General features: G+C 71.2%; 24 protein-coding genes and 1 pseudogene. 13 read left to right on the top strand and 12 right to left on the bottom strand.

What is annotated here, in order from left to right; genetic code table 11:
* Positions 1-12 precede the first annotated feature (12 nt).
* Positions 13-954, top strand: coding sequence for a metallophosphoesterase (locus ITP53_RS15660; RefSeq protein ID WP_195896119.1), 942 nt, complete (start codon positions 13-15; stop codon positions 952-954).
* A 136-nt stretch (positions 955-1090) separates the two neighbouring features.
* Here the strand turns inward: ITP53_RS15660 and ITP53_RS15665 are convergent, their stop codons facing one another.
* Positions 1091-2077: a phosphotransferase enzyme family protein gene (locus tag ITP53_RS15665; RefSeq protein ID WP_195896120.1), complete on the bottom strand. Its 987-nt coding sequence runs from the start codon at positions 2075-2077 to the stop codon at positions 1091-1093.
* A gap of 90 nt (positions 2078-2167) precedes the next feature.
* On the opposite strand from ITP53_RS15665, the gene ITP53_RS59255 reads away from it, so the two are divergent.
* Positions 2168-2296 carry a hypothetical protein gene (locus ITP53_RS59255; RefSeq protein ID WP_268961052.1) on the top strand — a complete coding sequence of 43 codons (129 nt, stop codon included), beginning with the start codon at positions 2168-2170 and terminating at the stop codon, positions 2294-2296.
* Between the two features lie 2 nt (positions 2297-2298).
* On the opposite strand, the gene ITP53_RS15670 is transcribed toward ITP53_RS59255, so the two are convergent.
* Positions 2299-2949, bottom strand: coding sequence for a response regulator (locus ITP53_RS15670; protein WP_195896121.1), 651 nt, complete (start codon positions 2947-2949; stop codon positions 2299-2301).
* Complete coding sequence (locus tag ITP53_RS15675; protein WP_195896122.1) at positions 2946-4055, bottom strand: sensor histidine kinase; 1110 nt, start codon at positions 4053-4055, stop codon at positions 2946-2948. The genes ITP53_RS15670 and ITP53_RS15675 overlap by 4 nt, the downstream gene beginning before the upstream one ends.
* A 132-nt stretch (positions 4056-4187) precedes the next feature.
* On the opposite strand from ITP53_RS15675, the gene ITP53_RS15680 reads away from it, so the two are divergent.
* From ITP53_RS15680 to ITP53_RS57460, 3 genes are read left to right on the top strand one after another with little or no spacing between them, the layout of a single operon-like run.
* The gene (locus tag ITP53_RS15680) at positions 4188-4784 is read left to right on the top strand and encodes a hypothetical protein (protein ID WP_195896123.1); all 597 of its coding nucleotides are present in this window, start codon (positions 4188-4190) and stop codon (positions 4782-4784) included.
* Positions 4785-4800: 16 nt separating this feature from the next.
* Entirely contained in the window at positions 4801-5505 is a 705-nt protein-coding gene (locus ITP53_RS57450; protein WP_236050847.1) for a ThuA domain-containing protein, read from the top strand.
* Positions 5490-6677 (top strand): Gfo/Idh/MocA family protein, encoded by a 1188-nt coding sequence (locus ITP53_RS57460; RefSeq protein ID WP_195896125.1) that lies wholly within the window; start codon positions 5490-5492, stop codon positions 6675-6677. The genes ITP53_RS57450 and ITP53_RS57460 overlap by 16 nt, the downstream gene beginning before the upstream one ends.
* A 102-nt stretch (positions 6678-6779) precedes the next feature.
* Here the strand turns inward: ITP53_RS57460 and ITP53_RS15695 are convergent, their stop codons facing one another.
* Entirely contained in the window at positions 6780-6986 is a 207-nt protein-coding gene (locus tag ITP53_RS15695) for a cold-shock protein (RefSeq protein ID WP_195896126.1), read from the bottom strand.
* 213 nt (positions 6987-7199) lie between these two features.
* Positions 7200-7589, bottom strand: a complete 390-nt coding sequence (locus ITP53_RS15700) for a hypothetical protein (RefSeq protein ID WP_195896127.1) — start codon at positions 7587-7589, stop codon at positions 7200-7202.
* A gap of 182 nt (positions 7590-7771) precedes the next feature.
* Between ITP53_RS15700 and ITP53_RS15705 the strand changes: the two genes are divergently transcribed.
* A complete protein-coding gene (locus ITP53_RS15705; RefSeq protein WP_195896128.1) occupies positions 7772-8629 on the top strand; it encodes an LLM class flavin-dependent oxidoreductase in 858 nt (285 codons plus the stop codon).
* Between the two features lie 6 nt (positions 8630-8635).
* Here ITP53_RS15705 and ITP53_RS15710 read toward each other — a convergent pair whose 3' ends face one another.
* Together ITP53_RS15710 and ITP53_RS15715 are read right to left on the bottom strand one after the other, a co-directional pair.
* Entirely contained in the window at positions 8636-10195 is a 1560-nt protein-coding gene (locus tag ITP53_RS15710) for a thiamine pyrophosphate-dependent enzyme (RefSeq protein ID WP_195896129.1), read from the bottom strand.
* Positions 10192-10458 (bottom strand): hypothetical protein, encoded by a 267-nt coding sequence (locus ITP53_RS15715; protein WP_195896130.1) that lies wholly within the window; start codon positions 10456-10458, stop codon positions 10192-10194. Before ITP53_RS15715 ends, ITP53_RS15710 begins: the two co-directional genes overlap by 4 nt.
* A gap of 422 nt (positions 10459-10880) precedes the next feature.
* On the opposite strand from ITP53_RS15715, the gene ITP53_RS60270 reads away from it, so the two are divergent.
* Positions 10881-12503, top strand: a complete 1623-nt coding sequence (locus ITP53_RS60270) for an alpha/beta hydrolase family protein (protein WP_328814624.1) — start codon at positions 10881-10883, stop codon at positions 12501-12503.
* Here ITP53_RS60270 and ITP53_RS15725 read toward each other — a convergent pair.
* The 3 genes from ITP53_RS15725 to ITP53_RS56055 all read right to left on the bottom strand — a co-directional run bounded on the left by ITP53_RS15725 (position 12485) and on the right by ITP53_RS56055 (position 15323).
* The gene (locus ITP53_RS15725) at positions 12485-13786 is read right to left on the bottom strand and encodes a family 43 glycosylhydrolase (RefSeq protein ID WP_195896131.1); all 1302 of its coding nucleotides are present in this window, start codon (positions 13784-13786) and stop codon (positions 12485-12487) included. The two genes, ITP53_RS60270 and ITP53_RS15725, sit on opposite strands and share 19 nt — an antisense overlap.
* An 89-nt stretch (positions 13787-13875) precedes the next feature.
* Positions 13876-15060 (bottom strand): ABC transporter permease, encoded by a 1185-nt coding sequence (locus tag ITP53_RS15730; RefSeq protein ID WP_195896132.1) that lies wholly within the window; start codon positions 15058-15060, stop codon positions 13876-13878.
* Positions 15057-15323 (bottom strand): hypothetical protein, encoded by a 267-nt coding sequence (locus tag ITP53_RS56055; RefSeq protein WP_207756004.1) that lies wholly within the window; start codon positions 15321-15323, stop codon positions 15057-15059. Before ITP53_RS56055 ends, ITP53_RS15730 begins: the two co-directional genes overlap by 4 nt.
* 2 nt (positions 15324-15325) lie before the next feature.
* Here ITP53_RS56055 and ITP53_RS15740 point away from each other — a divergent pair, with 2 nt between their 5' ends.
* Positions 15326-15649 (top strand): phosphotransferase, encoded by a 324-nt coding sequence (locus ITP53_RS15740; protein ID WP_328814629.1) that lies wholly within the window; start codon positions 15326-15328, stop codon positions 15647-15649.
* Positions 15650-15733: 84 nt separating this feature from the next.
* On the opposite strand, the pseudogene ITP53_RS15745 reads toward ITP53_RS15740, so the two are convergent.
* Positions 15734-16342, bottom strand: a pseudogene (locus tag ITP53_RS15745) (SDR family NAD(P)-dependent oxidoreductase); the annotation flags it as partial.
* A 73-nt stretch (positions 16343-16415) separates the two neighbouring features.
* Here ITP53_RS15745 and ITP53_RS15750 point away from each other — a divergent pair.
* The 5 genes from ITP53_RS15750 to ITP53_RS15770 all read left to right on the top strand — a co-directional run bounded on the left by ITP53_RS15750 (position 16416) and on the right by ITP53_RS15770 (position 22295).
* A complete protein-coding gene (locus tag ITP53_RS15750) occupies positions 16416-16838 on the top strand; it encodes a TetR family transcriptional regulator C-terminal domain-containing protein (RefSeq protein WP_195896134.1) in 423 nt (140 codons plus the stop codon).
* Positions 16839-16978: 140 nt separating this feature from the next.
* Positions 16979-17302 (top strand): hypothetical protein, encoded by a 324-nt coding sequence (locus tag ITP53_RS15755; protein ID WP_195896135.1) that lies wholly within the window; start codon positions 16979-16981, stop codon positions 17300-17302.
* A 196-nt stretch (positions 17303-17498) separates the two neighbouring features.
* Positions 17499-19007, top strand: coding sequence for a CehA/McbA family metallohydrolase domain-containing protein (locus ITP53_RS15760; protein WP_195896136.1), 1509 nt, complete (start codon positions 17499-17501; stop codon positions 19005-19007).
* A 110-nt stretch (positions 19008-19117) separates the two neighbouring features.
* Positions 19118-19390: a helix-turn-helix domain-containing protein gene (locus tag ITP53_RS15765; protein ID WP_195896157.1), complete on the top strand. Its 273-nt coding sequence runs from the start codon at positions 19118-19120 to the stop codon at positions 19388-19390.
* A gap of 463 nt (positions 19391-19853) precedes the next feature.
* The gene (locus ITP53_RS15770; protein ID WP_195896137.1) at positions 19854-22295 is read left to right on the top strand and encodes a PEP/pyruvate-binding domain-containing protein; all 2442 of its coding nucleotides are present in this window, start codon (positions 19854-19856) and stop codon (positions 22293-22295) included.
* 106 nt (positions 22296-22401) lie between these two features.
* Here ITP53_RS15770 and ITP53_RS15775 read toward each other — a convergent pair whose 3' ends face one another.
* The gene (locus ITP53_RS15775) at positions 22402-23943 is read right to left on the bottom strand and encodes an FAD-dependent monooxygenase (protein WP_207756005.1); all 1542 of its coding nucleotides are present in this window, start codon (positions 23941-23943) and stop codon (positions 22402-22404) included.
* Between the last annotated feature and the right edge of the window lie 104 nt (positions 23944-24047).

Raw genomic sequence — 24047 nt, forward strand, 5'->3', positions numbered from 1 at the left:
AGAGATTCGCGCATGCGTAAATCTCTATTCCTGGCCGCCCTCATCGCCGCGACCGTGGCCGTGCCGTCCGGCCCCGCGTACGCGGATCCCGCCGTCACCTTCGCCCTGATCGGCGACACCCCGTACGGCGACGCCCAGCAGGCCGCGTTTCCCAGCCTGGTGGAGTCGATCGACGCCGACGCGGGCGTACGTTTCGTGCTGCATGCGGGGGACGTCAAGAACGGCTCCACCACCTGCGACGACGCCCGTTTCAGCACCCTCGCGGGGCTGTTCGGCACCTTCGACGACCCGTTCGTGCTGACCCCCGGCGACAACGAGTGGACCGACTGCCACCGCGCCGCCGCAGGCGGCTACCTGCCCACCGAGCGCCTGGACGCGATCCGCCGGATCTTCTACCCGGTCGCGGGGCGTACGCTCGGCGGGCACCCGATGGGTGTGCGGACCCAGGCCCGCGATCCGCGCCATCGCGACTACCGGGAGAACGTGCTGTTCACCCGGGCGGGCGTGGTCTTCGCCACCGTGCACGTGGTCGGCAGCGACAACGACCTGGCGCCCTGGAGCGAACTGCCCGGTGGCGACCGGCCGGCGGAGCGGACGGCGGAGTTCGAGGCGCGCCAGTCCGCCGCGCTGGACTGGATCGACAACGCCTTCGACGTCGCCGGGCGTACCCACGCGCCGGGCGTGCTGCTGATGATGCAGGCCGAGCCCGTGGAGACGTCCGGATTCGCCGAGATCAGGGCCCGCGTCGTGGAACGGGCCCGCGCCTTCGGCAAGCCGGTCCTGCTCACGCACGGCGACGAGCACGTGTACGAGGTGGAGCGCGGCTACGCGGGGGTGGCGAACCTGACCCGCCTGGAGACGTACGGCGACACGGCCGCGCACTGGCTGCGCGTCACCGCCGACCCCAAGGCGCCCGCCGTCTTCTCCTGGCAGTCGCGCACAGTCGAGTCGTGAAAAAGTGACACGAAAGCCCCGGCCGTCGGCGACGGCCGGGGCTTCGGACGTTGGCGCTCCAGTCGTTTCGCCGACTGGAGCGATGTCGAGATTAGGGCATTTAATCCTGTTTGTATAGATTCCGTTGTGAGATTTATTACCCACCCGGGCGATCGCGGGTCAGCTCCAGTACGTCCGCCAACAGCCCTGGCGTCGGCAGGATACGCAGGCCCTCGTCGATCTCGCGTTCCGCCCACTCGCGGTGGCGCGCCTCAGCCTGAAGGTCGAGCGCGACGCGGGCCTGGACCAGCAGGAAGTTCAGCCGGGTGGACAGCAGCATGGAGAAGTCCGCCGGTCGGCTGACGCGTCCTGGGCCGCCGTCGCGCACGTACGCGTCGTACATGCCGCGCATGGCGTCGAGGTCGGCGCCAGGGCCGTCGCAGAACCAGTCGAACAACGCCTGGGCCAGCTCCCGGCCCGGCGTGGCCGGCCCCACGTTGTCCCAGTCGACGACCACCAGCGCGCCGGACGGGCCGGCGAGGACGTTTTCCGGGTGCAGGTCGCGATGGCAGACGACCAGCTCGGCGGGGTCAGGCGGCGTGATCGCCGCGCACAGCTCGGGCAGCGTGGACAGCCGGTCGGCCAGCCGCGCCGCCCACGTCGCGCCCGACGCGCACAACCGGGTCCATTCGCGCGGGTCGGGAGCGCGGTGGAACCAGGGGGCGGGCGGTTCACCGCCCGCCTCGGCCGCCATGGGCGGGGCGCACCGGTGCAGCCGGGCGAGCAGCGCCCCCAGCTCGCCAGGGGTGCCCGGGGCCGTCAGCTCGACCGGCCGCAGCTCCACCCAGTCGTACAGGCGCAGCCACGCCCCGCCGGGCGTCCTGAGCAGGTGGCGGCCCGCGCGGTCGGGGTGGCTCGTGGGGAGCCGCACGCCCGCCGCGGTGGCCCGCCCCGCGAACGCCTGCTCCACCTCGATGAACGCCTCCGAGGGCGGCTCGGCGAAGATCTCCTTGAGCGCGTAGCGCGCCGGGCCGACCTCGAGCCGCCAGATCTGCCCCAGCGCGCCACGGGGCCCCTGGGCCACCACGACGTCCTCATCCCACCCGAACGTCTCCCGCGCGTACGCGACCAGCTCCTCGATCACACGACCCAGTATGGACCGGCGTCAGGCATTCTCCGCCTCCTTTTTGAGGCGGTCCAGCCAGGCGGCCAGGAGGCGTCGAGCGCGGCCCGCATGCCCTCGACGTCGGCGCGGACCGGCTCGCCGTCCCAGGACTCCTCCGTGTGGGACGCGCACCACGCCGTCCTCCTCGCCGAACGTCCACTGGTGTACGCCGTCGATGCCGTGCGCAGGATGGAATGAGCTCAGCCGCCCGGCTGGATCAGGCCGGACTCGTACGCGGCGATGACCGCGTGCACCCGATCCCTGGCCCCCAGTTTGGCGAACACGTTGCTGACGTGGGTCTTCACCGTGTGCTCGCTGATGAAGAACACCGCGGCGATCTCGGCGTTCGACAACCCCCGGCCCACCAGCGTGAGCGTCTCCCGCTCCCGCCCGGTGAGGAGGTCGAGCCCGGAGGGCGGCTTCCTGGGCCGCCTGGCCACCATGTCGTCGATCAGCCGCCGGGTCACGGCGGGCGCGAGCAGCGACTCCCCGGCCGCCACGACCTGGACGGCGCGTACCAGGTCGTCCCTGCGCACGTCCTTCAGCAGGAAGCCGCTCGCGCCCGCGCGGAGGGCGTCGTACACGTAGTCGTCCTGGTCGAACGTGGTCAGCATGAGGACGCGGGTGTCCGTTTCGCCGCACACCACCCGGGCGGCGTCGATGCCATCCATTCCCGGCATCCGGATGTCGAGGAGCAGCACCTGGGGCCGGTGCGCGCGGACGGCCTCGATCGCCTCGAAGCCGTCGCCCGCCTCGGCGACCACGGAGATGTCCGGCTGCGTGTCCAGGATCAGCGCGAATCCGCTGCGTACCAGCTCCTGGTCGTCGGCGACCACGACGGTGACGGTCATCCGGTCACCGGCAGGCGTACCGAGACCTGGAATCCCCGGCCGGAAGGGACGGGACCGAAGGAGGCGCTGCCGCCGCACGCGGCGGCCCGCTCCCTGATGCCGATCAGCCCCTGGCCGCGGCCAGGAACAGGTACGCGCCCGCGGCCGTCGTCCGTCACGGTGAGCCGCAGCGCGTCCCGCTCCCAGGCCAGCCTGACCTCCGCCGACCGGGCGGCGGCGTGCTTGACGATGTTCGTGAGGGACTCCTGGACGATGCGGTAGGCGGCGACCTCGGTGTCATGTGACAGTTCGAGCCGGGTTCCCGTCTCGACGAGGGTCGCCTGGGCGACCCGGTCCACCAGTTCGGGGAGGCGCTCCAGCGTGGGTTGCGGGGCGAGCGAGCCCTCCGTCTCCTTGAGCAGCCCGAGCATCCTGCGCAACTGCCCCATGGCCTCCCTGCCGCTGGCGGCGATCGCGTCGAAAGCCGCCTCGGCCCGCTCCGGCCGGGTGCGTACGGTGAGCGGACCGGCCTCCGCCTGGACCACCATGATGCTGACCGCGTGGGCGAGTATGTCGTGCATGTCCCTGGCGATCCGCGCCCGCTCCTGCTGCGCCGCCCGCTCGGCGGCCAGCTCACGCTCGCGTTCGAGCCGCATCGCGCGCTCCCGTAACGCGTGCGACTGCTCCCTGGTCAGGAGCGCCACCCGGCCCAGGGCGTAGGCCGCCACCCACATCGCCATCGTCCGCACGAACGTCTCGACCGACCCGGCGAACAACAGCGTCCCTGCCACCGTGACCACGATCGCCACCAGCCGGTGCGCCGGTGGCGACCGGTGGGCGACGGTGTGGACGGCGACCAGCCATCCGTACCAGATCGGCTGGTTCGGACCGCCGCCGAGCAGGTCGTAGCAGGGGATAGCGATCAGGATGGCGAACATCGCCGCGAGCGGGAACCGGCGCCGCAGCAGGAGCGGCAGCGAGGCCGCCAGCACGGGCAGCAGGAGCGCGCCCGGCCACCCCCGGCCCGCCGACGTGAACGGCGCGAGCTGCGCGGCCAGCACACCGGCCGTCAACACGAGGTCGACCAGGGCGGGCGGCAGCGCACGGAGTCTGTCCAGAAGCGCCATGAGGACAAGTAACCACAGCCGCCGCCCCAGCACATCACCGGCGAGAGGGACTTCCCTCCCTCCCGGGGGCGAGCGGCAGGATCGCCCCGGCCGGTGATCACATTTCCCCGCCGGGGGCGGACCGTGGTCGGCATGAACCTCACAGCGAAGTCCTTCGTCCTCGCCCCGCTTCTCGCCCTGGTCTACGGCGTGGTCAACCTCCTCGACGGGCTCGACGGCTCGCACGGCCCCGGGGTCGCGTGGACGGCCGGGCACCTCGCCTTCCTCGCCGCACTGGCGCTGTTCGTACCGCTCGTCCTCGAACTCGCCCGCGGGGCGGGGAACCGGCGGGCGGCGGTCGCGGTCGCGGTGTTCAGCCTGGCCGGGATCGCCGCCGCCGTGGTCCAGTTCGCCATCGACCTGGTCATCGGGCTCGTCGCGGCGGACCGGACGGAGATGGGCGCGCTCTTCGACCAGGTCCAGCAGGTGCCCGGGGTGGAGCTCGCGGTCTATGTCGCCGGGCCGATGCTCTTCTACGCCGGTCTCGTCGCGCTGGTCGGCATGCGGAGCGGCTGGTGGCGCGCGGCGCTCATCGCGGCCGGCGTCGGCGCCGTGGTCGTCAGCAGGGATCTCCTCCCGCTCAGCGCCCTGCTCAACCTCGCCGTGCTCGCCCCGCTCGGGCGCCCGAGGGCGGCCCGCTTTAGACCAAATCAGTATGAGATGCGACGATCAGAGCCGATTGACCACTGAGCGATTGGCGAATGCATTGACAGTCGAACACGGCCGCAAGGCCCTCGTGGTGCGGGGTGGCTGGGAAGGGCACGCCCCGCACGAGGCCACCGACCTCTTCGTCCCCTTCCTCGAAAAGCAGGGGTACGAGGTGACCCGTGCGGATTCCCCGGCACCGTACGCGGACGCCGCCTTCATGGCCGGTGTCGACCTCGTCGTGCAGTGCCACACCATGGGCACGATCGAGCCCGCCGAGCTCAAGGGCCTGGAGGCCGCGATCAACGCGGGCACCGGAATGGCCGGCTGGCACGGCGGCATCGCCGACTCCTTCCGCAACTCCTCCGACTACCTGCACCTCATCGGCGGTCAGTTCGCCTGCCACCCGGGCAAGGATCCGGCCGAGCGGGAGGGGTCGCAGGCCGACAACTACGTCCCGTACACCGTGAACATGCTGCCCGAGGCCGGCACCCACCCCATCACCGAGGGCATCGCGGACTTCGACCTCGTCACCGAGCAGTACTGGGTCCTGACGGACGACTACATCGACGTGCTGGCGACGACGACACAGAAGGTCCGCTCGTGGGACCCCTGGCACCGGGAGGTCACCTCGCCCGCGATCTGGACCCGCCGGTGGGGGAACGGCCGGATCTTCGTCACGACTCCCGGGCACAGCGTCGACGTGCTGCTGCACGACAGCGTGCGGACCATCATCGAGAGGGGCATGCTGTGGGCCAGCCGGTGAACGTCGGCGTCGTCGGCTGCGGCGCCATCTCGGCGCAGTACTTCCAGACCATCGAACGGCTGCCGCAGTTGCGCCTGGTGGCCGTCGCCGACCTGGACCTCGACCGGGCCAGGGAAGCGGTGCGGACCTACGCGGGCGTCGACGTGACGACCGTGGTGGAGCTGGTGGCGGATCCGCGGATCGACATCGTGCTCAATCTCACCATTCCGGCCGCCCACGCCGAGATCGCGCTCCAGGCGATCGCGGCGGGCAAGGAGGTCTACTGCGAGAAGCCCCTCGCCGTGACCGCGGCCGACGCCGGGCGCATCCTGGAGGCGGCCGGCGCCGCCGGGCTCCGCGTGGGGTGCGCGCCTGACACGGTGCTGGGCACGGGTACGCAGACGGCCCGCAAGGCGATCGACGACGGGCTGATCGGCAGGCCGGTGGCGGCGACCGCGACGATGGTGACGCCCGGTCACGAGCGCTGGCACCCGAACCCCGACTTCTACTACCTGCCCGGTGGCGGCCCGCTCCTGGACATGGGCCCGTACTACGTCACGAGCCTGGTGACGTTGCTCGGGCCGGTGTCGACGGTCATCGGCGCGGCCTCCCGTACGCGGGCCAAGCGGACGATCGGCTCGGGTCCCCGTCGCGGCGAGGAGATCCCGGTCACCGTCGACACCCACGTCACCGGGGTGCTCGTACACGCATCGGGGGCGCTGTCCACCCTGGTGATGAGCTTCGACGCGGCGGCGACGAAGGCGCCCAACATCGAGGTGCACGGTGAGCGGGGCTCGCTCGTCGTGCCCGACCCGAACCGTTTCGACGGGCCGGTCATGGTGTCGGGGGTGGGGGAGGAAGGCTGGCGTACCCTTCCCGTGGCGGCCGGCTACCTCGACGCCGGGCGCGGCGTGGGCCTGGCCGACTTCGCGGCGACCCCTCCGGGCGAGGAGCCTCGCGCCGGCGGGTCGCTGGCCTACCACGTGCTCGACATCATGGAGTCGTTACTGGCCTCGGCCCACTCCGGCGCGGCGGTGACCATCGAGAGCACCTGCGAACGCCCCCGCCCCGTCGCCCTGCTCCCGCCGAGGGCACGGCACAACCCTGATCCCGGGACCCCGGCGCCTCAACGGCGCCGGGGCCCCGGTCCCGCCGCCTCAACGGCGCCGGGGCCCCGGTCCCGCCGCCGCTGAGCGTCTCCGGCGGCACATCACCGTCATCCCGCCTGCCTGCGGAAAGCGGTCGGGGCCCGCACCCCGAGAGGTGCGGGCCCCGACGTGTGGGCTTGTGCCGTGTCAGGCGGGAACGATGTTCTCCGCCTGCGGGCCCTTCTGGCCCTGGACGACGTCGAAGGACACCTTCTGGCCCTCGAACAGCTCACGGTAGCCACCGTTGGCGACGATGTTGGAGTAGTGGGCGAAGACGTCGGCGCCGCCGCCGTCCTGGGCGATGAAGCCGAAGCCCTTTTCCGAGTTGAACCACTTCACGGTGCCGGTTGCCATATCGAATCTCCTCGTTGACTGGCAGGGGAGACGGAATCCGCACTTTACGAACCCCGTGTCGCTTGGATGAACCCCGCCGGAGATGACCGGCCAAACAAAAACGCACCTGATTACATTCGTCAGGTGCGCACAAGTCTTATGGGTACCACAACTGCAACATCTCCAGACTAGCAGTCCGATTCGCCCGATGCAAACGTCGCACCGTGTCGCACTTCAGGAGTGGATGGCGCGGATCTCCGTCACGACGAACTCGTCCACGATGTGCTGGTTCTGCACCAGGTATCCGACCACGCCCGCCACCGCCTCCACACCCAGGGCGGCGCGTGCCTGCCCGCTCAGGACGTAGACCAGGGGAGTGGACGGCTGGTCGATCGCGAACTGGCGGCCGTGCCGGTGCACGTCGTGCAGGGCCTTGATCGGGATCGGCCGCGCCGAGGTGAACCACACCGCGACGTCCCACAACGGCAGCGCCGGATCGGCTTCGCCCGACGCGTGGTAGCACATCACGCAGCCGTGCCCGGCATGCTGCCCGTGCGGACAGGTCCATCGGGCGATGTCGGCCCGGCTCTGGTCGTGGTTGCTCAGGATCGCGGCCTCGGTCACGCGGCGGCGCGCTGATCGTGACGCCTGTTCGGGCGGACGGGGGTTGTCGCTGACGATGATGTGATCCTTTCCTTCCCACGCTCCGTTACCGACCTTAGTCCCGGACGCGAGCCCCGCATACTGCTGGGGGACGCGCGGCGGGAAGGGTTGCCGTCGTCTGGTGCTGCCGGGAGCATGGCGGGATGCACTACTCGATCAACATCCCGAATTTCGGTGACTTCGCCGACGCCAGGACCGTCGCCTCGGTGGCCGTGGCGGCGGAGCAGGCGGGCTGGGACGCGCTGTTCGTCTGGGATCACGTCGTACACGTCGAAAGCCGCCGCCGCGTCTTCGGCGATCCCTGGATGCTGCTCACGGCGGCGGCCCTGGCGACCAGCAGGATCAGGCTCGGCACCCTGGTCACGCCGGTCGCGCGGCGGCGGCCGCAGCAGCTCGCCCGCCAGGTCGCCACGCTCGACGCGATCAGCGGCGGGCGGGTGATCTTCGGCGCGGGGCTGGGCGGGCCGATCGAGGACGAGTACGGCAGATTCGGCGAGCCGACCGATCCCGTCGTCCTGGCGGAGCGGCTCGACGAGGGCCTGGATCTGCTCGCCCGCTACTGGGCCGGCGAGACGGTGACCCATCACGGCCGCCACTACCAGGTGGACGGCGTGAGATTGCTGCCAGAGACGGTGCAACGCCCTCGCCCGCCGGTCTGGGTAGCCGGGTTCTGGCCGAACCGGCGGCCGATGCGCAGGGCCGCCCGGTGGGACGGCGCGGTTCCGCTGTTCGGGCCGGGCTCGCACGGGTACGGTCCCCCCGCCGACGAGGTACGCGAGCTGGCCGCGTACGTCAACCGGCACCGCCAGGACGACGGGCCCTTCGAGCTCGTCGTCGGCGGCGTCAGCCCTGTGGCCCCCGCCAAGGCGCGCGACCTGCTCGGACCCCTGATGGAGGCCGGCGCCACGTGGTGGGACGAGCGGCAGCCGATCGACGGCCCGGACCTCGACCGCCTCACGCCGGTGCTGCGCCGCGTCGAGCACGGCCCGCCGAGCGTCTAGCGGGGACTACAGCCTGCGGTCGGGCGTGATCTGCGCGGGGTCGGTACGGATCTCGACGACGGCGGGACCGCGATGCGCCCGCGCCGCCGCGAACGCGTCCGCGAACTGACCGGTCTCCTCCACCACCCAGGCCGGCGCGCCGAACGACCTGGCGTAATCCGCGAAGTCGGGGTTGCGCAGGTCGGTGGCGATGACGCGGCCAGGGTAGTGGTTCTCCTGGTGCATCCGGATCGTGCCCAGCATGCGGTTGTTCACGACGATCACGACGAGGTCGAGCTCCTGCTGCACGGCCGTCGCCAGCTCGCTGCCGCTCATGAGGAAGCAGCCGTCGCCCGCGAAGGCGACCACCGGGGTCCCGGGGCGGACGGCGGCGGCGGCGAGCGCCGCGGGGAAGCCGTAGCCCATGGCGCCGTTGTGCGGCGCGATCTGCGTGCCCGGCCGGCGGAACTCGAAGAAGCGCTGCAGCCACACGGTGTAGTTGCCGGCCCCGTTGGTGACCACCGCGTCGTCGGGGAGCACGGACCTGACATGCCGGACGATCCGCCCGAGATCAACCGCGCCGCCGGCCGCCGGCGGCTCGGAGAACCGCTCGTGACTCGCCCGCAGCGCCCCCAGCCACTTCTCCCGCGAGCCCGAAGCCCCGGCGGAGCGCGCGGCAGGCGCCCCGGCGGCCCCGGCCCCGCCCCCGGCCTCCGTCTCGGACGCGGTCTCGATGGAGCGTTCCGCCAGCAGCCGGGCCAGGGGTTCGAGGGAGCAGATGAGGACACCGTCCGGTATCAGCGCACGGCACGCCTCGTCCGGGTCGTCGCTCACCGTGATCACCCGCCGGCCGGGCTCGGGCCGCTCGGTCAGCGCGAACCCGTCGGTCGTCGGGTCGTCGAGTCGCGGCCCGAACGCGACGATCAGCAACGGCCGCTCGGCCGCGGCCAGCGCCGCCATCAGGCGATCGGCCGCGGCGGCGGCTGGTGGCACCGGCTCGGTGACCGGCGCGGGGATCGGCTCCGCGGCCGAGACGTCGGAGAGTACGTCCTCCGGGATCGCCAGGACCACCGGACCAGGACGGCCGGAGGTGGCGAGGTAGACCGCACGGGCCACGTGCTCGGGGATCCGGCCGGCGTCGGTGATCTCGACCACCGACTTGGCGGTGGAGCCGAACACGGCGGAGTAGTCCATCTCCTGGAACGCCTCGCGGCCCCGCGCCGAGCGGGCCACCTGGCCCACTACCAGCAGCATCGGCGTGCCGTCCTGGTAGGCGGTGTGCACGGCGATGCTCGCGTGCATGGCCCCTGGCCCCCGGGTGACGAGGCACGCGGCCACCCGGCCGGTGAGCTTGCCCGCGGCCTCGGCCATGTTCGCGGCGGCCGCCTCGTGCCGGGTCGTCACCAGCCTCGGCCCGCCGGTCCCGGTCCCTGCCACGTCGTACAGGGCGTCCAGGATGGGCAGGAAGCTCTCTCCCGGTACGCATGTCATGAAGTCGACCCCGTTGCTGACCAGGGAATCGACGAACAGCCGGCCACCGGTACGCACTCCGATCGGCCCTCCTCGCGTGTCGTAACTGTCGTTCATGGAGTCTCGGCGGGCGTCTTGGCCGCCACCGGCGCGCGCCGGGCCTTGAGCACGATCACGACGATGACCGCGATGGCGAGCACGGACCCGGAGATGGGCCTGGTGAAGAAGACCAGCGGGTTACCGTCCGTCAGGACCAGGCTCTGCCTGAAGGCCGCTTCGAGCCGGTCGCCCAGGACGAAGGCGAGCACGATCGGCGGCAGCGGGAACCGCAGCAGCTTCAGCAGGCAGCCGATCACCGAGAACAGCGCCAGCAGCAGCACGTCCGAGATGCTGTCGCCGTTCGCCGAGGCGCACGTGCGTGAGGCATGATCGCAGCACACCTGTCGCTGGGAAGGAAGAGGTCGATGAACGACGTCACACCACAGCTGGTCGTCGACGGTGCCGTGCCGCTGCGACCGGTGATCTCCCCGGACGGCCGCTGGGTCGCCTACACGGTCGCCGCGGCCGATCGGGGCAGCGCGATCTGGCTCGCCGCCGCCGACGCCGGCTCCTCACCAAGAAAGCTGACCGAGGGTACGGCCCCGCGGTGGGCGTGGGATTCGGCGTCGCTCTTCTTCGAGTCGGATCGCGTGAAGCGGGGCACCGTACAGCTGCATCGGATATCGCTGGACGGCGGCAGGGCCGAAGCCTTGACCACCTGGAAGAGCGGGATCCGCGACCATTTCCGCTGGCCGGCGGGCGAGTGGTCGCGGTCGTCGCCACGGACGAACCGGTCGACGAACGCGGCGATGCCAAGGTGTGGGGGGAGCAGGAGCGCTGCGGCCGGTTACGGCTGCTCGATCTCGACACCGGTGCGTTCCGCGTGGTGCACGGGCTCGGCGACAGGCATGTCGTCGAAGTGGCGCAGCGCCCGGACGGCGGCCCGCTCGCGGTGCTCAGCTGGGCCACCCCGGATATCGATCCGGTCGACTTCGTCTCCGAGCTGCATGTGGTCGACCCGGAGAGCGGAAAGGTCCAGCACCTCGGCCGGACCGCGTTGGAGGCGTCCTCGCCGGCCTGGTGGATCATCGGCTCCACCTGGCATCTGTCCTACCTGGCGGTGACCGGGCCCGGCCCGGTCGGTGGCCGCGCCGTCTTCGACGTCACCGTGCCCGCGACGGGCGCCGCGGTGGAGCATCGCAACCTCACCATCGGCATGACCGTCTGCCCGTCCGGCCTGGCGCAGGTTCCGCACGATCAGCCGCTGGCGCTGTTCGCCGAAGGGCTCGACACCGCGATCTACCGGCTCGATCCAGAAGCGCGCTTCCGGCGGATGTCCTCCGTGCGGGGCATGGCCCACTCACTCAGCGCGAGTCACTCGGGCGAGGTCGTCGCTGTGCTGGTGAGCACGTCGTACGAGCCGATGAACGTCCACGCCGGACCGCCGGCCGGCCGGCTCGTCCAGCTCAGCGACACCAGACCTGAGCTGCGCGGGATCAGGTGGGGCGGGCAGGAACGCCTGTCATACCAGGCGTCCGACGGGCTCGAGCTCGACGGCCTGCTGATCCTGCCGGCCGGGAAGAGCCGCCGCGACGGCCCGTTCCCGCTCATCACGCTGGTGCACGGCGGCCCGTACGCCAGGTACGCCGATCAGTTCATGCTCGGCGTGGTGCCGTCAGGACAGTGGCTGGCGACCGCCGGATACGCGGTCTTCCTGCCGAATCCACGGGGCGGCGAGGGACACGGACACGACTTCGCGGCGAGCGTCGCGGGGGCGGTCGGCATGGACGAATGGACGGACATCATCAGCGGGATCGACACGCTGATCGCCGACGGCGTCGCGGATCCGGATCGGCTGGGGATCGGCGGATGGAGTCACGGCGGATTCATGGCGGCCTGGGCAGTCGGGCAGACCGGCCGGTTCAAGGCCGCATTGATGGGTGCCGGCATCAGCGACTGGGGCATGCTCGTCGCGACCGGCGAAGCAGGGATCCTGGAGGCGGGGCTCGGCGGTAGCTGCGGCTGGGAGGGCACCGGCCCGCACCCGCACGACCGGGTCAGCCCCATCTCGTACGCCTCGACGATTCGCACCCCGGTGCTGATCCTGCACGGCGAGGACGACACGAACGTCCCGGTCGGCCAGGCGGTGTTCTTCCACCGCGCCCTGCGGCGGTTCGGAGTCGAGCACGAGTTCGTCGTCTATCCGAGAGAAGGCCACTCGATCCGCGAGCGCGACCACCAGCTCGACGTGCTGCGGCGCACCCGCGCGTGGTTCGACCGCTGGCTCGCCGGCCCCGCGCCGGATCCCGGCGCCCGTCCGGGTCGCCGTGCCGGGGCGGCGGGTGAGGCCGTGCGGGGCGGTCGTGGTCAGGCGATCTCGATGTAGTCCAGTTCGGCCCAGCGGGTGTGGTGCTGGAAGCGCAGGGTGTTCTGGCCGGCGGCCAGGGTGATCTGGGCCGGTACCTGCGTCCAGTTGTCCCAGCCGCGGTCAGGGTAGTCGAGCACGAACTGCGCCGAGCCGTTCACCGTCACCCGGTGCTGGGCGGCGCCGTAGCCGGCGGCGTAGGAGACGTACGCCGTGTAGGCGCCGGCGACCGGCGCGAACACCGTGACGTCGACCCAGCTGTCGGCGTAGTCGACCTTGGCGACGACGGCGCCCTGGGACGCGCCCGCCGCGCCGGTGCGGACCACGGCGTGGTTGAGCGAGCCACGCTCGGCCTCGTAACGGACCCGGCTGCCGCGGACCACCGGGTAGTCGTTGGACCAGCCCAGCTCCGCGGTGTACATCCAGCGCGCGCCGTCCACCCAGCCGTGGAAGTAGGCGCGGTTGCCGAGCACGTCGGTCCCGCCCGGCCCCTGCACGGCCCCGTCGAAGGTGCCCGTCGTCATCAGCGGCCGGTACGCCTTGGTGTACGGCCCGGTGAGCGAGCGGGACACGGCGTAACCGGTGAAGTAGCTGTTGCCCGTGTAGGAGCCGCCCGAATAGAACAGGACGTACTGGGACGGCCGTTTGATCAGCACGGGAGCCTCGATCACCCCGGCCTCCTCAGGCCGGTCGTTGCGGATGAGCTCGGTCCGGCCGCCGATGAAGGTGACGCCGTCCGCGGCGACCTGCTGCAGCCACAGGATCGTGGGCCGGCCGACGGCGTTGCCGTCGTTCTTGTAGACAAGGTATCTCCTGCCGTCGGTGTCGACGAAGCTCGACGGGTCGATGTCGCCGCCCTCGCTCGCGTCGCAGACGAGCGGCCCCGTGCCCACGGGCTGGAAGGGGCCGAGGGGGTCGGCCGAGGTCGCGGCGCCGATGCACATCCGTCCGGTCGCGGTGCTCGGGCCGGTGAAGTACATCAGGTAGCGGCCGTCGGCGCGGCGCGAGACGTCGGGCGCCCAGAAGCCGCCGTTGCCCGCCCAGGACGGCTTGCCTGGGAGCGCGTCCCCGCGCACGGTCCACGGACCGGTCGCGGAGGGCGCGCTGGCGACCTGGATGCGCCCGGCCCGGCTGCTCGTGGAATAGGCGTAGAACGTGGAGCCGGCCTGGATGACGTCCGGGTCGGGGAAGTCGGCGCGGATGACGGCCGGCGGGGCCACGGCGGCCCCCGCCGCGCCCGCCGACGCCGGCAGCCAGACCGCGGCGGTGGTCAGCACCAGGGTGAGACGGCCCAGCAGCCGCATGGAGACCTCCCGATCATCTGTACTCCATGGGTATAGACCAATCCCGCGCGGCGGGAAAGGGGTTTCCTTCCGAATTGTCAGAACAGCTGTCAGCCGATGGGCATGTCACGCCGCCTCAGACCGGCCAGCCCGACCGCGATGAGGGCCGCCGAGCCGACCGTCATGACGATCGGCGACAGGGCCGCCATCTGCCCGAACCCGGCGCAGACCACCCCCAGCACGGTCATCATCGGATTGAGGAACTGGTCGACCAGCGTGCCGGGACCGCCGATCCGGGCGAGCGCCTCCCGCGCCGCGGGACCGCTGTCGTCCATCAGCGCGCCGAGGCTCTGGGACATGCCGCCGACCGCGATCCCGATCAGGGCCAGGCCCGCCGTCCTGGCGGCGAGCGGCCCACGGTGCAGCCGCCAGGCCAGCGCCAGCGGGCTGCGCAGGCCGGGTGCGGCGCCGGCCGGGCCTAGGCGGGCCTGGAACATGCCGTTGCCGAGATCCCGCCGCGCCGACAACGCCACCGCCAGCCAAGTGAGCAGGGCGACCGCGACGAGCGCGAGGACCCACCACCGTTCGCCGCCGTACGGCCGCAGCCTCTCGGCCCAGCCGAGCGGGGTCAGCCACGACACCCACGCCGGCCCGTCGCCGGACTGCACCGCGACGTCGCCGACTCCGCGTAGCACGATCGCCAGGCCGAGCACGGAGATCCCGATCGCGCGTGCGCCGCCCGCACCGGTCGTGAACTGCGCGGCCACGGCCCCGATCGCGGCGAACACGCAGCCGGCGGTCGCCAGCCCGAAGCCGTGCGCCAGCGAGCCGGCGACGGGCAGGCCCTGACCGATCAGCCCCAGAGCCGACATCATGCCCAGGACGAGACTGGCCGTGCAGGTGACGATCAGGGCGGCGGCCAGCTCCGCGTGCCGCGACACCGTGGTGGCGCCGATCAGCTCACGCCGCCCGGCCTCCTCCTCCGTGCGCGTGTGCCGGATGACCGTCAACAGGGCGAAGAGCGCCACCGTCCAGATGACCGCTCCCGACCGCCACGCGACCAGCTCGCCCAGGCTCGGCCCGTTCAGCGCGCCGTAGGCGACGGTGAAGGCCCTGGTGTGGACGCTGGTCTCGTAGTAGGCCTGGCGGGCCGCCTCCGTGGGGTAGGCGCCGGTGAAGGCGGCGACGAACGCCAGCGGGACCATGGAGCCGAAGAGCATCCAGACCGGCAACAGCCCGCGATCGCGCCGCAGCACCAGGCGGATCAGCCTTCCGGTGCCCGTGAACGCGTTCATCGTGCCACCTTCGCCTGCTCGCTTCCGGCGCCGGTGCTCGCGGTGCTGCCGGCGCTCTCGGTGCTCGCGGCCGAGCGGTCGTAGTGGCGCAGGAACAGCTCCTCCAGCGTCGGCGGCCGGCTGACCAGGCTGCGCACGCCCGCCTCGGTGAGGCGGCGCAGCGCCGCGTCCAGCGCGGCGGCCTCGACGCTGAACCGCACCCGGCCGCCGTCGGCGCGCAGAGCGTGCACGCCGGGCAGCGGCCGCCGAGTGGCACGGAACACCCGTGTGGTTCCACGGTGACATCGCCGAGGGCAACCTGCTGGTCGCGGACGGCGAACTCGTGGCCGTCATCGACTTCGGCACCTCGGGCGCCGGCGATCCTGCCTGCGATCTGGTGATCGCGTGGGGGATGTTCTCTGGCGAAAGCCGGGAGGCGTTCCGGCGCACGATCGGCGAGGACGCCGGCATGTGGGCGCGGGCCCGGGGCTGGGCGCTGTGGAAGGCCCTGCTGGTCCTGTCCCAGTGCGTCGACGGCGATCAGGAACAGGCCGCCGCCAACCGGCGCGTGATCGACGAGGTCCTCGCGGACCACGACCGTCACGCCTGAGCCGTCCCTCGGCACGCCCGATCCGGCGGACCCGCGGTCGCCGAGGTCGCACCCGGCGCCGGCAGAACGAATGCGCCGTTCCGCTCAGATGCTGCGGTAGGTGCTGACGGCGGCCCGGCGTTCGGCCAGCGTCGGCGCGAGCGTGGCATCGAGGGCGAGCGGATCGCGCGCGTTGAGCTCCTCCATCTCGCGGCGTTCCGGCAGCTGGGTGTTGATGTCGATGCGACGGGCCTCAAGGCCGGCCATGATCTCGGCGACCACGTCGCCGACGGGACGCAGGCCGTAGCCCAGGTCCGCTCCGGCGTGGGTCGTCGCCATCATGGGCGTGTCGACCGGCCCGGGGTAGACGGTGGCGACGTGGACGCCGCTGCCGATCAGCTCCCGGCGCATCGCCTCGTCGAACCGGGTCAGGCCGGCCTTGGTCGCCCCGTACACGGCGTAGAAGGGCATGCCGACCAGGCCGCTGGCCGAGGCGATGCCGACCAGGGCGGCGTTCGCGTGCTGGGCGCCCGCGGCGCGCAGATGCGGCAGTGCGGCCCTGGTCGCGAGCGCGGGGGCGAGCAGGTTGAGCCGGATCATGGCTTCGATGTCGGCGACGTCGATCTCTTCGAGTGGCGCCGCGCGTACGTTGCCCGCGTTGTTGACGAGGACGTCGAGACCGCCGAGGACGGCGACGGCCTGCGTCACGACGCGTTCAGGTTCCCCGTCCGCGGCCTCAGGCGTCCAGCGCGGTTCGCTCTACAACGCCTACCGCGACAAGGAGTCCTTGTTCCTCCGCGCCTATGAGAGCTACGCCGCGGACATGCGCGCCGAAGCGGCCCAGGCGCTGGCCCACCCTGACGCCGCTCGCGCCCTCCGCGACTACTTCGACCACGCGATCAGGTCGATGACCACGGGAGTTCCCACCCGTGGCTGCCTGACGACGAAGACGGCCATCGACACCAAGGCCGGGGGAGAGGCGATCCGCGCCGCCCTGCGAAGGCTGATCGACGATCTGGAGCGGCTCCTGAGGGAGCGCCTTTCCACCGGCGAGGCGCGGGCACGCCTGGCCATCCCCCCGGCGGAGGCGGCCCGCGTCCTGATCACCATGACCCGCGGCATCGTCGTCATGGAACGCGTCTACCAGGACCCCGGCCGTCTCCGGGCCACGGCTTCGTCCTTGATCGACGCCCTGCTTCCCCCGGCCTAGGTCGAAGCTCCACGACCGTGCCGGGCCGGCGGCCGGGGACGTCCGGTCGCAGGCGGAGGCTGCGTGCCGTCATGCTTTCCGCGGCGCTGAATTTCCTCTTCTCGGTGCCGTGGTCCCATGGGCCGATCATCATGGGATCCATGTTCGTTATCGGCATCGTGATGGGCCCGGGAAACGACCGTTACGAGGTCACGGCGATGGAGTTCACCTCGCACCAGGTGCGTCTGGTGACCAGGGCCGGCGTTCGTACGTTGGAGGTGGCGGACGTGATCCGAGTGACGGTGACGCACTCCGGCCTCACCGATGAAGGCTACAAACGGACATCGCTGGAGGTGACTTGGTGCGATGGGAAGGAGAGCATCGACAGCGTCCACGACGTCACGCTCGCCCCATCGCTCAGCCGGCTCCTCCCGCCGGGCGTCGAGGTCCGGGACGCGTGGGAGAGCCCGGAGAGCTCACCGTGAAGAACGCCCGGCCGGCGACGTCACGGTGAGCGCACCGCCGCTCGTCGCCAGGCCAAGGCTCGGCTGAAGATCGCGGGCTTGGCCGATGCGTGTTGCGGTATGGCCAGATTTGTTCTTGATCGCCCCTATTGCCGTTCATGCTGCGTTCAATGCCGACTTAGACACTCGTCGGTTGGCACTCCCGATCCCGTGCAGCATGAAAGGCATCACTGTGAAGAACAAGAAGGCCGAGGAGGCCGAGCTCTCCGGGCTTTCACGGCGCAGGCTGGTCAAGTACGCCGGTGTCGGCGCGACGCTGGCCGCCGCCGCCCCTCTGGTGGGCGGCACCCCGGCGCAGGCGGACGACGAGCGCAGGTTTGGCAACGGCGGCAACAACGGGCGCATGTGGCGTGCCGGTGACCACCACATCCATTCGGAGTACAGCGGTGAGTTCGACACCAAGACCAACCCGCCGACCTTCCACAAGGGCGCGGACGCGGTCTACCCGATCGTCACCAACGCGATCATGGCGAAGTACTTCGGTCTGACCTGGGCGATGTGCACCGACCATGGCGGCCCGACGCACTCCAAGGTGAACCTGGAGCTGGCCTATCCCGACCTGCTGCGCTCGCGCGTGCTGGTGCCGGAGGTCCTGCAGTTCTGGGGGATGGAGTTCGACGCGCCCGCGCTCGACCACCACACCCTGATGATCCCGCACCACGACGGGGAGGCGCAGCAGCTGTTCGAGTTGGAGAGCCGTTTCGCCAAGAACGACCCCTTCCCCGCCGACCCGGGCCGCGACACCGAGGCCAAGATGGTGGAGTTCCTCAAGGCCGCCCGCGACATGCGGCAGAAGCCGCTGGTGATCGCGCACCACGCGGCCCGGTCGGCGACCGGCCTGGGCGTGTGGGGCCAGGACACCCCCAAGGAGTTCCGCAACGGCAACAACACCGCGCCCGACATCTACGTCGGTTTCGAGGGCGCCCCTGGCCACCAGGCCGGTCCGCTGAACGGCGGCGCCCGCGGCGGGTACGGCAACCACCCGACCTACGGCGGCTTCGACCAGATGACCGCGCGGGTCGGCGGCCTGTGGGACTCGCTGCTCGGCGAGGGCCGGCACTGGTGGATCACCGCCACCTCCGACTCGCACGTGCACTGGACGCGCGGCGGCTCGGACTTCTGGCCGGGCGAGTACAGCAAGACCTACGTGGCGGCGCGGCAGGACTACGGCGATGTCATGGACGCCCTGCGCAACGGCCGGATCTTCGTCACCACCGGTGACCTGGTCACCGCACTCGACGTCACCGCGAGCAACCGGGGCCGCCAGGCCACGGTGAGCGAGACGCTCGTCGTCGAGCGCCGCGACCGCACGGACGTCGAGGTCGAGATCCGGTTCAGGCCGCTCGACGGGAAGAACGCCAACGGCGACCGTCCCGAGGTGCGGCGGGTCGACTTGATCGTCGGTCAGGTCACCGGCGTGAGCTCGGACCTCGACGCCGACACCAACCCCACCACCAAGGTCGTGGCCCGGTTCGGCCCGAACGACTGGCGCAGGCAGGGCAAGGACTGCGTCATCAGGTACACCCTGCGCGACGTGGGCCAGGACAGCTACCTGCGGGTGCGCGGCACCGGCACCGACGAGATGGAGCCGCAGGCCGACGGCCTGGAGAGCCCGTGGGAAGACCTGTGGTTCTACTCCAACCCCATCTTCGTCCGCGTCCGCTAGACGACCCCCGGCCTCGTCCATGAGGCCGCAGCCGTGAGAACGGGCTGGTGACCGGCGCGGTCACCAGCCCACTTCGTTCCTCCCTGACCCGGACCGGCGCGGGCACCGTCATGCCTTCTCCCGCCGCTGTGTCACATGATGCTCACGTGACGAACTCTGTCCCGTATCCCATTGAGTCGGTCGACAACGCGTTACGCCTGATCCACCTGTTGCGGGCCCGTGGCGAAGTCGGGGTTACCGCGGCGGCCAAGGCCCTCGGCGTGGCCCCGTCCACGGCCCATCGGCTGCTCGCCATGCTGGTCTTCCGGGGACGCCGAGCAGAACGCCCGCCGGGTCTACGTCCCCGTCCAGCCAGGCCCGGATGTGCTGGTGGAGCGGCCTGAGCCGGATACGGCGCGTCTTCGAACTCAGCCGTCTCCTGACCTTCCACACCATCGCGGCAGGCGTCTGGACGATCCTTTTCGTGGCCTGGCCGTATCAGCTGACCCGCCTGGACGACGGCGCTCCGTACCTCTTCGGCTGGTTCTTCGGTGGCTTCATCGTCATGCTGGCCTACGTCAATGTCGTCTTTCGCCGCCTCCGCCGAGAAGGCCGGCTACAGCTACCTCCCCACCACCATGACGGCCCCAGCCCGGGGTGTCACGGAGCCGAAAGGTGACCGTATGAGCAAGACCGACAAGGGGTGGTCCTCCACACCGACCACCTCATCTTCTTGCGATTATCTCGGTACGAGCTAAAGTCCGTGTATTGACCGAGGACACGCCTTTGGGTGCGTGCTGGTGGAGAGCCGGGAAGTCTGGTCGGCCCGTGACGTTCGCCGTCGCGGAGAAGGAGGACGACTTCCCGATGACCTCTCATACAATCCATCTCTCAGAGATCGATTCCTCCATGATCGACCTGGTGGGCGGCAAGGCCGCAGGGCTCGGCGAGATGATCAGCGCGGGTGAGCGCGTTCCTGACGGCTTCTGCCTGACCGTCGAGTCCTACACGTCCCGGCGGCTACCTGAGAAGGAACTGGCCGACGCGTACGAGCTCCTCGGCGGCGGGCGTGTGGCGGTACGTTCCAGCGCCACCGCCGAGGACCTGCCGGACGCCAGCTTCGCCGGTCAGCAGGACACCTACCTCAACGTCGAAGGCGCCGGCCCGCTCATCGACGCGGTCCGCCGGTGCTGGGACTCCCTGCACACCGAACGCGCGGTGGCCTACCGCGCGACGGCGGGCATCGACGACGCCGCCATGGCCGTGGTGGTCCAGCGCATGATCGACCCCGCGGTAGCCGGTGTCCTGTTCACCGCCAACCCCATCACCGGCTGCCGCACCGAGATGGTCGTCGACGCCGCCCCCGGACTGGGCACCGCGATCGTCGAGGGCACCGTCGTCCCCGACCACTACGTCATCGGCCGGGCGCAGGCCGTACCGGACGGCGACGGGTGCCTGCGCAAGGAGCAGCTCCAAGCACTGCGGGACGCCGGGCTGCGGCTGCAGGAGCACTTCGGCTCGCCACAGGACATCGAGTGGGCCATCGATGCGGACGGCGCGCTGTGGCTGCTGCAGTCCCGGCCGATCACCACCCTGTTCCCGGCCCCGCCTGACACCGGCGACATGCGGCTCTACCTCGAGTTCGGTCACATCCAAGGGATGCTCCGACCGACGACGCCGATGGGGGTGTCGTTGCTCAAGGCCGGCGCGGGCCTGTGGTTCAAGGCGGCGGGTGCCACGATCGATCCGCGCGATCCGCTGCCTCGGCTGGTTCCCATCGGCGGGCGGCTCTACTTCGACCTGACCGATTTCGTGCGCAACAAGACCATGCGCAAGCGGCTGGGGACGTCGCTGGAGGTGTACGGGCCGCGGGTACAGGGCGCCGTCGAGCGCATGCTGGACGATCCGCGGTTCGCTCCGCGGCCCGGCCTGCCGTTCCGCCTCGGTAGTGCCGTGAAGATGACGCTGCGGCTGACGGCACCCGCGATCTTCGGCGTGGTCCGGAGCCTGGCCAGGCCGGACGCCGCCCGGGTCAGGGCCTATCGGGCCGTGGAGGAGATCAAGCGCCAGATCACGCCGCCTGCCGAGCCCGCCACGCCGGCCGAGCGGCTCCGGTGGGTGATCGAGGACTCCCACAGGGCGGTCATGAGCGCCGACATGATGGGACTGGTGTGGCCGCTGATGGCCGGGATCCTCGTCGGCGTGGCGCCGTCCGGACTGCTCAAGGGCGTCGCCACCGACGACGAACTGGACGTCGTCCTCGGCGGTATGCCGTACAACGTGACCACGGAGATGGACCTCGCGCTCTGGAGCATCGCGGTGAACGCGCGCGAGCACCGCGACCTGTTCCTCACCACGCCGCCCCAGGAACTCGCCGCGAAGTATCGCGCGGGGCAACTGCCCGGCATCGGGATGGAGGCCTTCCTCGACAGGTACGGCATGCGCGCGGCCGCCGAGATCGACGTCGGCATGCCGCGCTGGGCGGAGGACCCGGGCCCGCTGTTCGCCACGATCGCCAACTATCTGCGCGTCGACGATTCCGGGCAGGCACCCGACCGGCGGTTCGAGCAGGCCGCGCAGAAGGCGGAGAAGATGATCGGAACGCTGTCGCGGCGGGTGCGGCGCCAGAGGCCGGTACGCGGCCGGCTCGCGACGTTCCTCATGCGCCGCTCGCGCAAGCTCACCGGGCTGCGGGAGATCGGGAAGTTCGCCTGGTTGCCGGCGCTGCAGGCGGCGCGCGGTCAACTGCTGCTGATAGGGAACGATCTGGTCTCCCGGGGTCTGCTGGAGCGCGCCGACGACGTCATGTTCCTCGATCTGTTCGAGGCCCGGGCCGCCGTACACGATGGAGCCGACCATCGGGAACCGGCAGCGGCGCGCCGTGCCGCGTACGAGCGGGAGTCGCGGCGGCCGGCCGTCCCCGGCGCCCTGTTGTCCGACGGGACCGATGTGGAGGCGCTCGCGCCCCAGGGACCCGTGGAGGACGGGGTGTTGATCGGGATGGCGGGGGCGGCCGGCCGGGCGACCGGCCGGGCCCGGGTGATCCGCGACCCGTCCGGCGCGCACATCGAACCGGGTGAGATCCTCGTGGCCCCCACCACGGACCCCGGCTGGACCCCGTTGTTCATGACGACGGCAGGGCTGGTGACCGAGACCGGGTCGCCGGTGGCGCACGGCCCGACGGTCGCCAGGGAGTACGGCATCCCAGCCGTCATCTGCGTACGTAACGCCACACACGAGATCAGGACCGGGCAGCTGATCACGATCGACGGGAGCGCGGGCACGGTGCGGATAGAGGAGGACGACTGAGGGCTCAGGCCCACGCACGTGGCCGGCCGCACTTCGGGCTGCCGCTGGGCCACATGAGCCGTTCACGTGGCACGGTCTCGTCCCGCTCCTGAGCGTCGCGGCAACGTCATGGCCGGGCTTTTCCCTGCTGCAGGGCATTGTCCAGCCACTCCCCAAGGAGTGCGGGAGCGGTCCGGCCCCGCCAGGCCAGGTGCGCGTCCGGGCGGATCAGCCATACGTCATGCTGCGGGCCGGGATCGCGGGTCAGTGTCATGACGGTGTCCCCGAGCCGGTTCCGTGCCTCGGCGAGATGCGCGTGCGCGCCCCCGGCCGGGGTCAGCAGTGCCCACCGCCGGCCGAGTTCGGCGTGCAGCCGGGTCTGGCTGCCGTCGGGGCGTAGACATGCCAGGTCCGCGACACGGTCGCCGGGCCGTGGCCGCCGTCCCAGCAGGGACGTGGTGCCTCTGGCCAGCGGGCCGCGTCGGTAGCTCACCCAGAGCTGGGACGCCAGCCGACCGGCCTGTCGTTGTACCGACGCCAAGTTGCCGATCGGCACGAGCACCCGTGTGCGCAGGAACCGCATGAGCGGGCTGTCACCAACCTGCAGCCGGGTCGCGGTGGTGGTCCGTCGCAGCACCTCGGTCGCCAGGGGCCGGCGTTCGGCCTCGTAGGTGTCGAGCAGCGCGGCGGCGGCCTGCCCGCGAACGACCAGGGCGAGCTTCCACGCGAGATTCTCCGCGTCGCCTATCCCGGTGACCACGCCCTGCCCGCCGAACGGGCTGTGGATGTGGGCCGCGTCACCGGCCAGGAAGATCCGGCCCTGGCGGTACGTGTCGGCCAGCCGTCGGTGGACGCGGAAGATCGACGTCCAGACCGCGTCCTTGATGCGAATGTCGGTGCGTCCGGTTCGCTCAGGCACGAGTTCGCGGAAGCGGTTGAGAATCTCCTGCTCGCCCGACGCACTGTCATCACCGGCCGGGTCGTAGGCCATCAGCCGCCACAGATCGTCCGCGCGCCCCACCTCACGCATCGGTACGGCGAAGAACGGGCCGTCCTGATGCGGCCAGCCGTGCCCACCGGCGCGATCGACGGGCCAGTCGGCGTGCACGTCGGCCAGCAAGAACCGCTCGGTGAGGCGGACGCCGGTGAAACCGATCCCGGCGAGTTCCCGTACGGTGCTGTGCGCGCCGTCGCAGCCGGTCACCCATGCGCACCTCAACGGTGTCCCGTCATGGCCGAGCACGGCGGTGGCGCCGTCGGCGTCCTGGGTGAGATCGACCAGCGCGGTGTCCCAGCGGATGTCGACGCCCAGGTCGGTCAACCGGCGCCGTAGTCCGGCCTCGATATCGGCCTGAGAGACGTACAGCGCCGGCCGTGCGGTGCCCAGGCCCAGGTCGCCGAACCGGACCGTGATCGCAGGCCGCCCATCCAGGTACTGCGTGATGGTGAGCGCGGTGAGCGAGTGTTGCGGCAGGTCGCCGAGGGCGCCCAGCCGATCGAGCACCTCCACGCCCCGCGCGTGCAGGATGTTCGCCCGTGAGGTGGCGGCCGGCCCGGATGCCGCGTCCACCACCTGGACCGAGACGCCATGCATGCGCAGCGCGCAGGCCAGCGCCAGACCGGCCGGGCCGGCACCGACCACCAGTACCTCAGCGTCATATCCGCTCAACGCTCGCTCCCAAGCCCAGAAACGCCGGAACGGTTCCGTTCCATGATGACATCGAAGCTATGCGCTCGAGCGTCGGAACGCAACCGATCCGTTCCGTATTACGG

Source organism: Nonomuraea cypriaca (assembly GCF_015645445.1).
Lineage (GTDB): Bacteria > Actinomycetota > Actinomycetes > Streptosporangiales > Streptosporangiaceae > Nonomuraea > Nonomuraea cypriaca.

Bases quoted from the DNA above. Each gene is read 5' to 3' on its own strand.
- ITP53_RS15760 (WP_195896136.1), top strand. From the start codon at position 17,499: ATGAAAGGCATCACTGTGAAGAACAAGAAGGCCGAGGAGGCCGAGCTC.
- ITP53_RS59255 (WP_268961052.1), top strand. From the start codon at position 2,168: ATGCCCTCGACGTCGGCGCGGACCGGCTCGCCGTCCCAGGACTCCTCC.
- ITP53_RS15730 (WP_195896132.1), bottom strand. From the start codon at position 15,060: ATGAACGCGTTCACGGGCACCGGAAGGCTGATCCGCCTGGTGCTGCGG.
- ITP53_RS15755 (WP_195896135.1), top strand. From the start codon at position 16,979: ATGTTCGTTATCGGCATCGTGATGGGCCCGGGAAACGACCGTTACGAG.
- ITP53_RS15710 (WP_195896129.1), bottom strand. From the start codon at position 10,195: ATGAACGACAGTTACGACACGCGAGGAGGGCCGATCGGAGTGCGTACC.
- ITP53_RS15725 (WP_195896131.1), bottom strand. From the start codon at position 13,786: ATGCGGCTGCTGGGCCGTCTCACCCTGGTGCTGACCACCGCCGCGGTC.
- ITP53_RS15765 (WP_195896157.1), top strand. From the start codon at position 19,118: ATGCCTTCTCCCGCCGCTGTGTCACATGATGCTCACGTGACGAACTCT.
- ITP53_RS15705 (WP_195896128.1), top strand. From the start codon at position 7,772: ATGCACTACTCGATCAACATCCCGAATTTCGGTGACTTCGCCGACGCC.
- ITP53_RS15680 (WP_195896123.1), top strand. From the start codon at position 4,188: ATGAACCTCACAGCGAAGTCCTTCGTCCTCGCCCCGCTTCTCGCCCTG.
- ITP53_RS15770 (WP_195896137.1), top strand. From the start codon at position 19,854: ATGACCTCTCATACAATCCATCTCTCAGAGATCGATTCCTCCATGATC.
- ITP53_RS15670 (WP_195896121.1), bottom strand. From the start codon at position 2,949: ATGACCGTCACCGTCGTGGTCGCCGACGACCAGGAGCTGGTACGCAGC.
- ITP53_RS15675 (WP_195896122.1), bottom strand. From the start codon at position 4,055: ATGGCGCTTCTGGACAGACTCCGTGCGCTGCCGCCCGCCCTGGTCGAC.
- ITP53_RS15660 (WP_195896119.1), top strand. From the start codon at position 13: ATGCGTAAATCTCTATTCCTGGCCGCCCTCATCGCCGCGACCGTGGCC.
- ITP53_RS15695 (WP_195896126.1), bottom strand. From the start codon at position 6,986: ATGGCAACCGGCACCGTGAAGTGGTTCAACTCGGAAAAGGGCTTCGGC.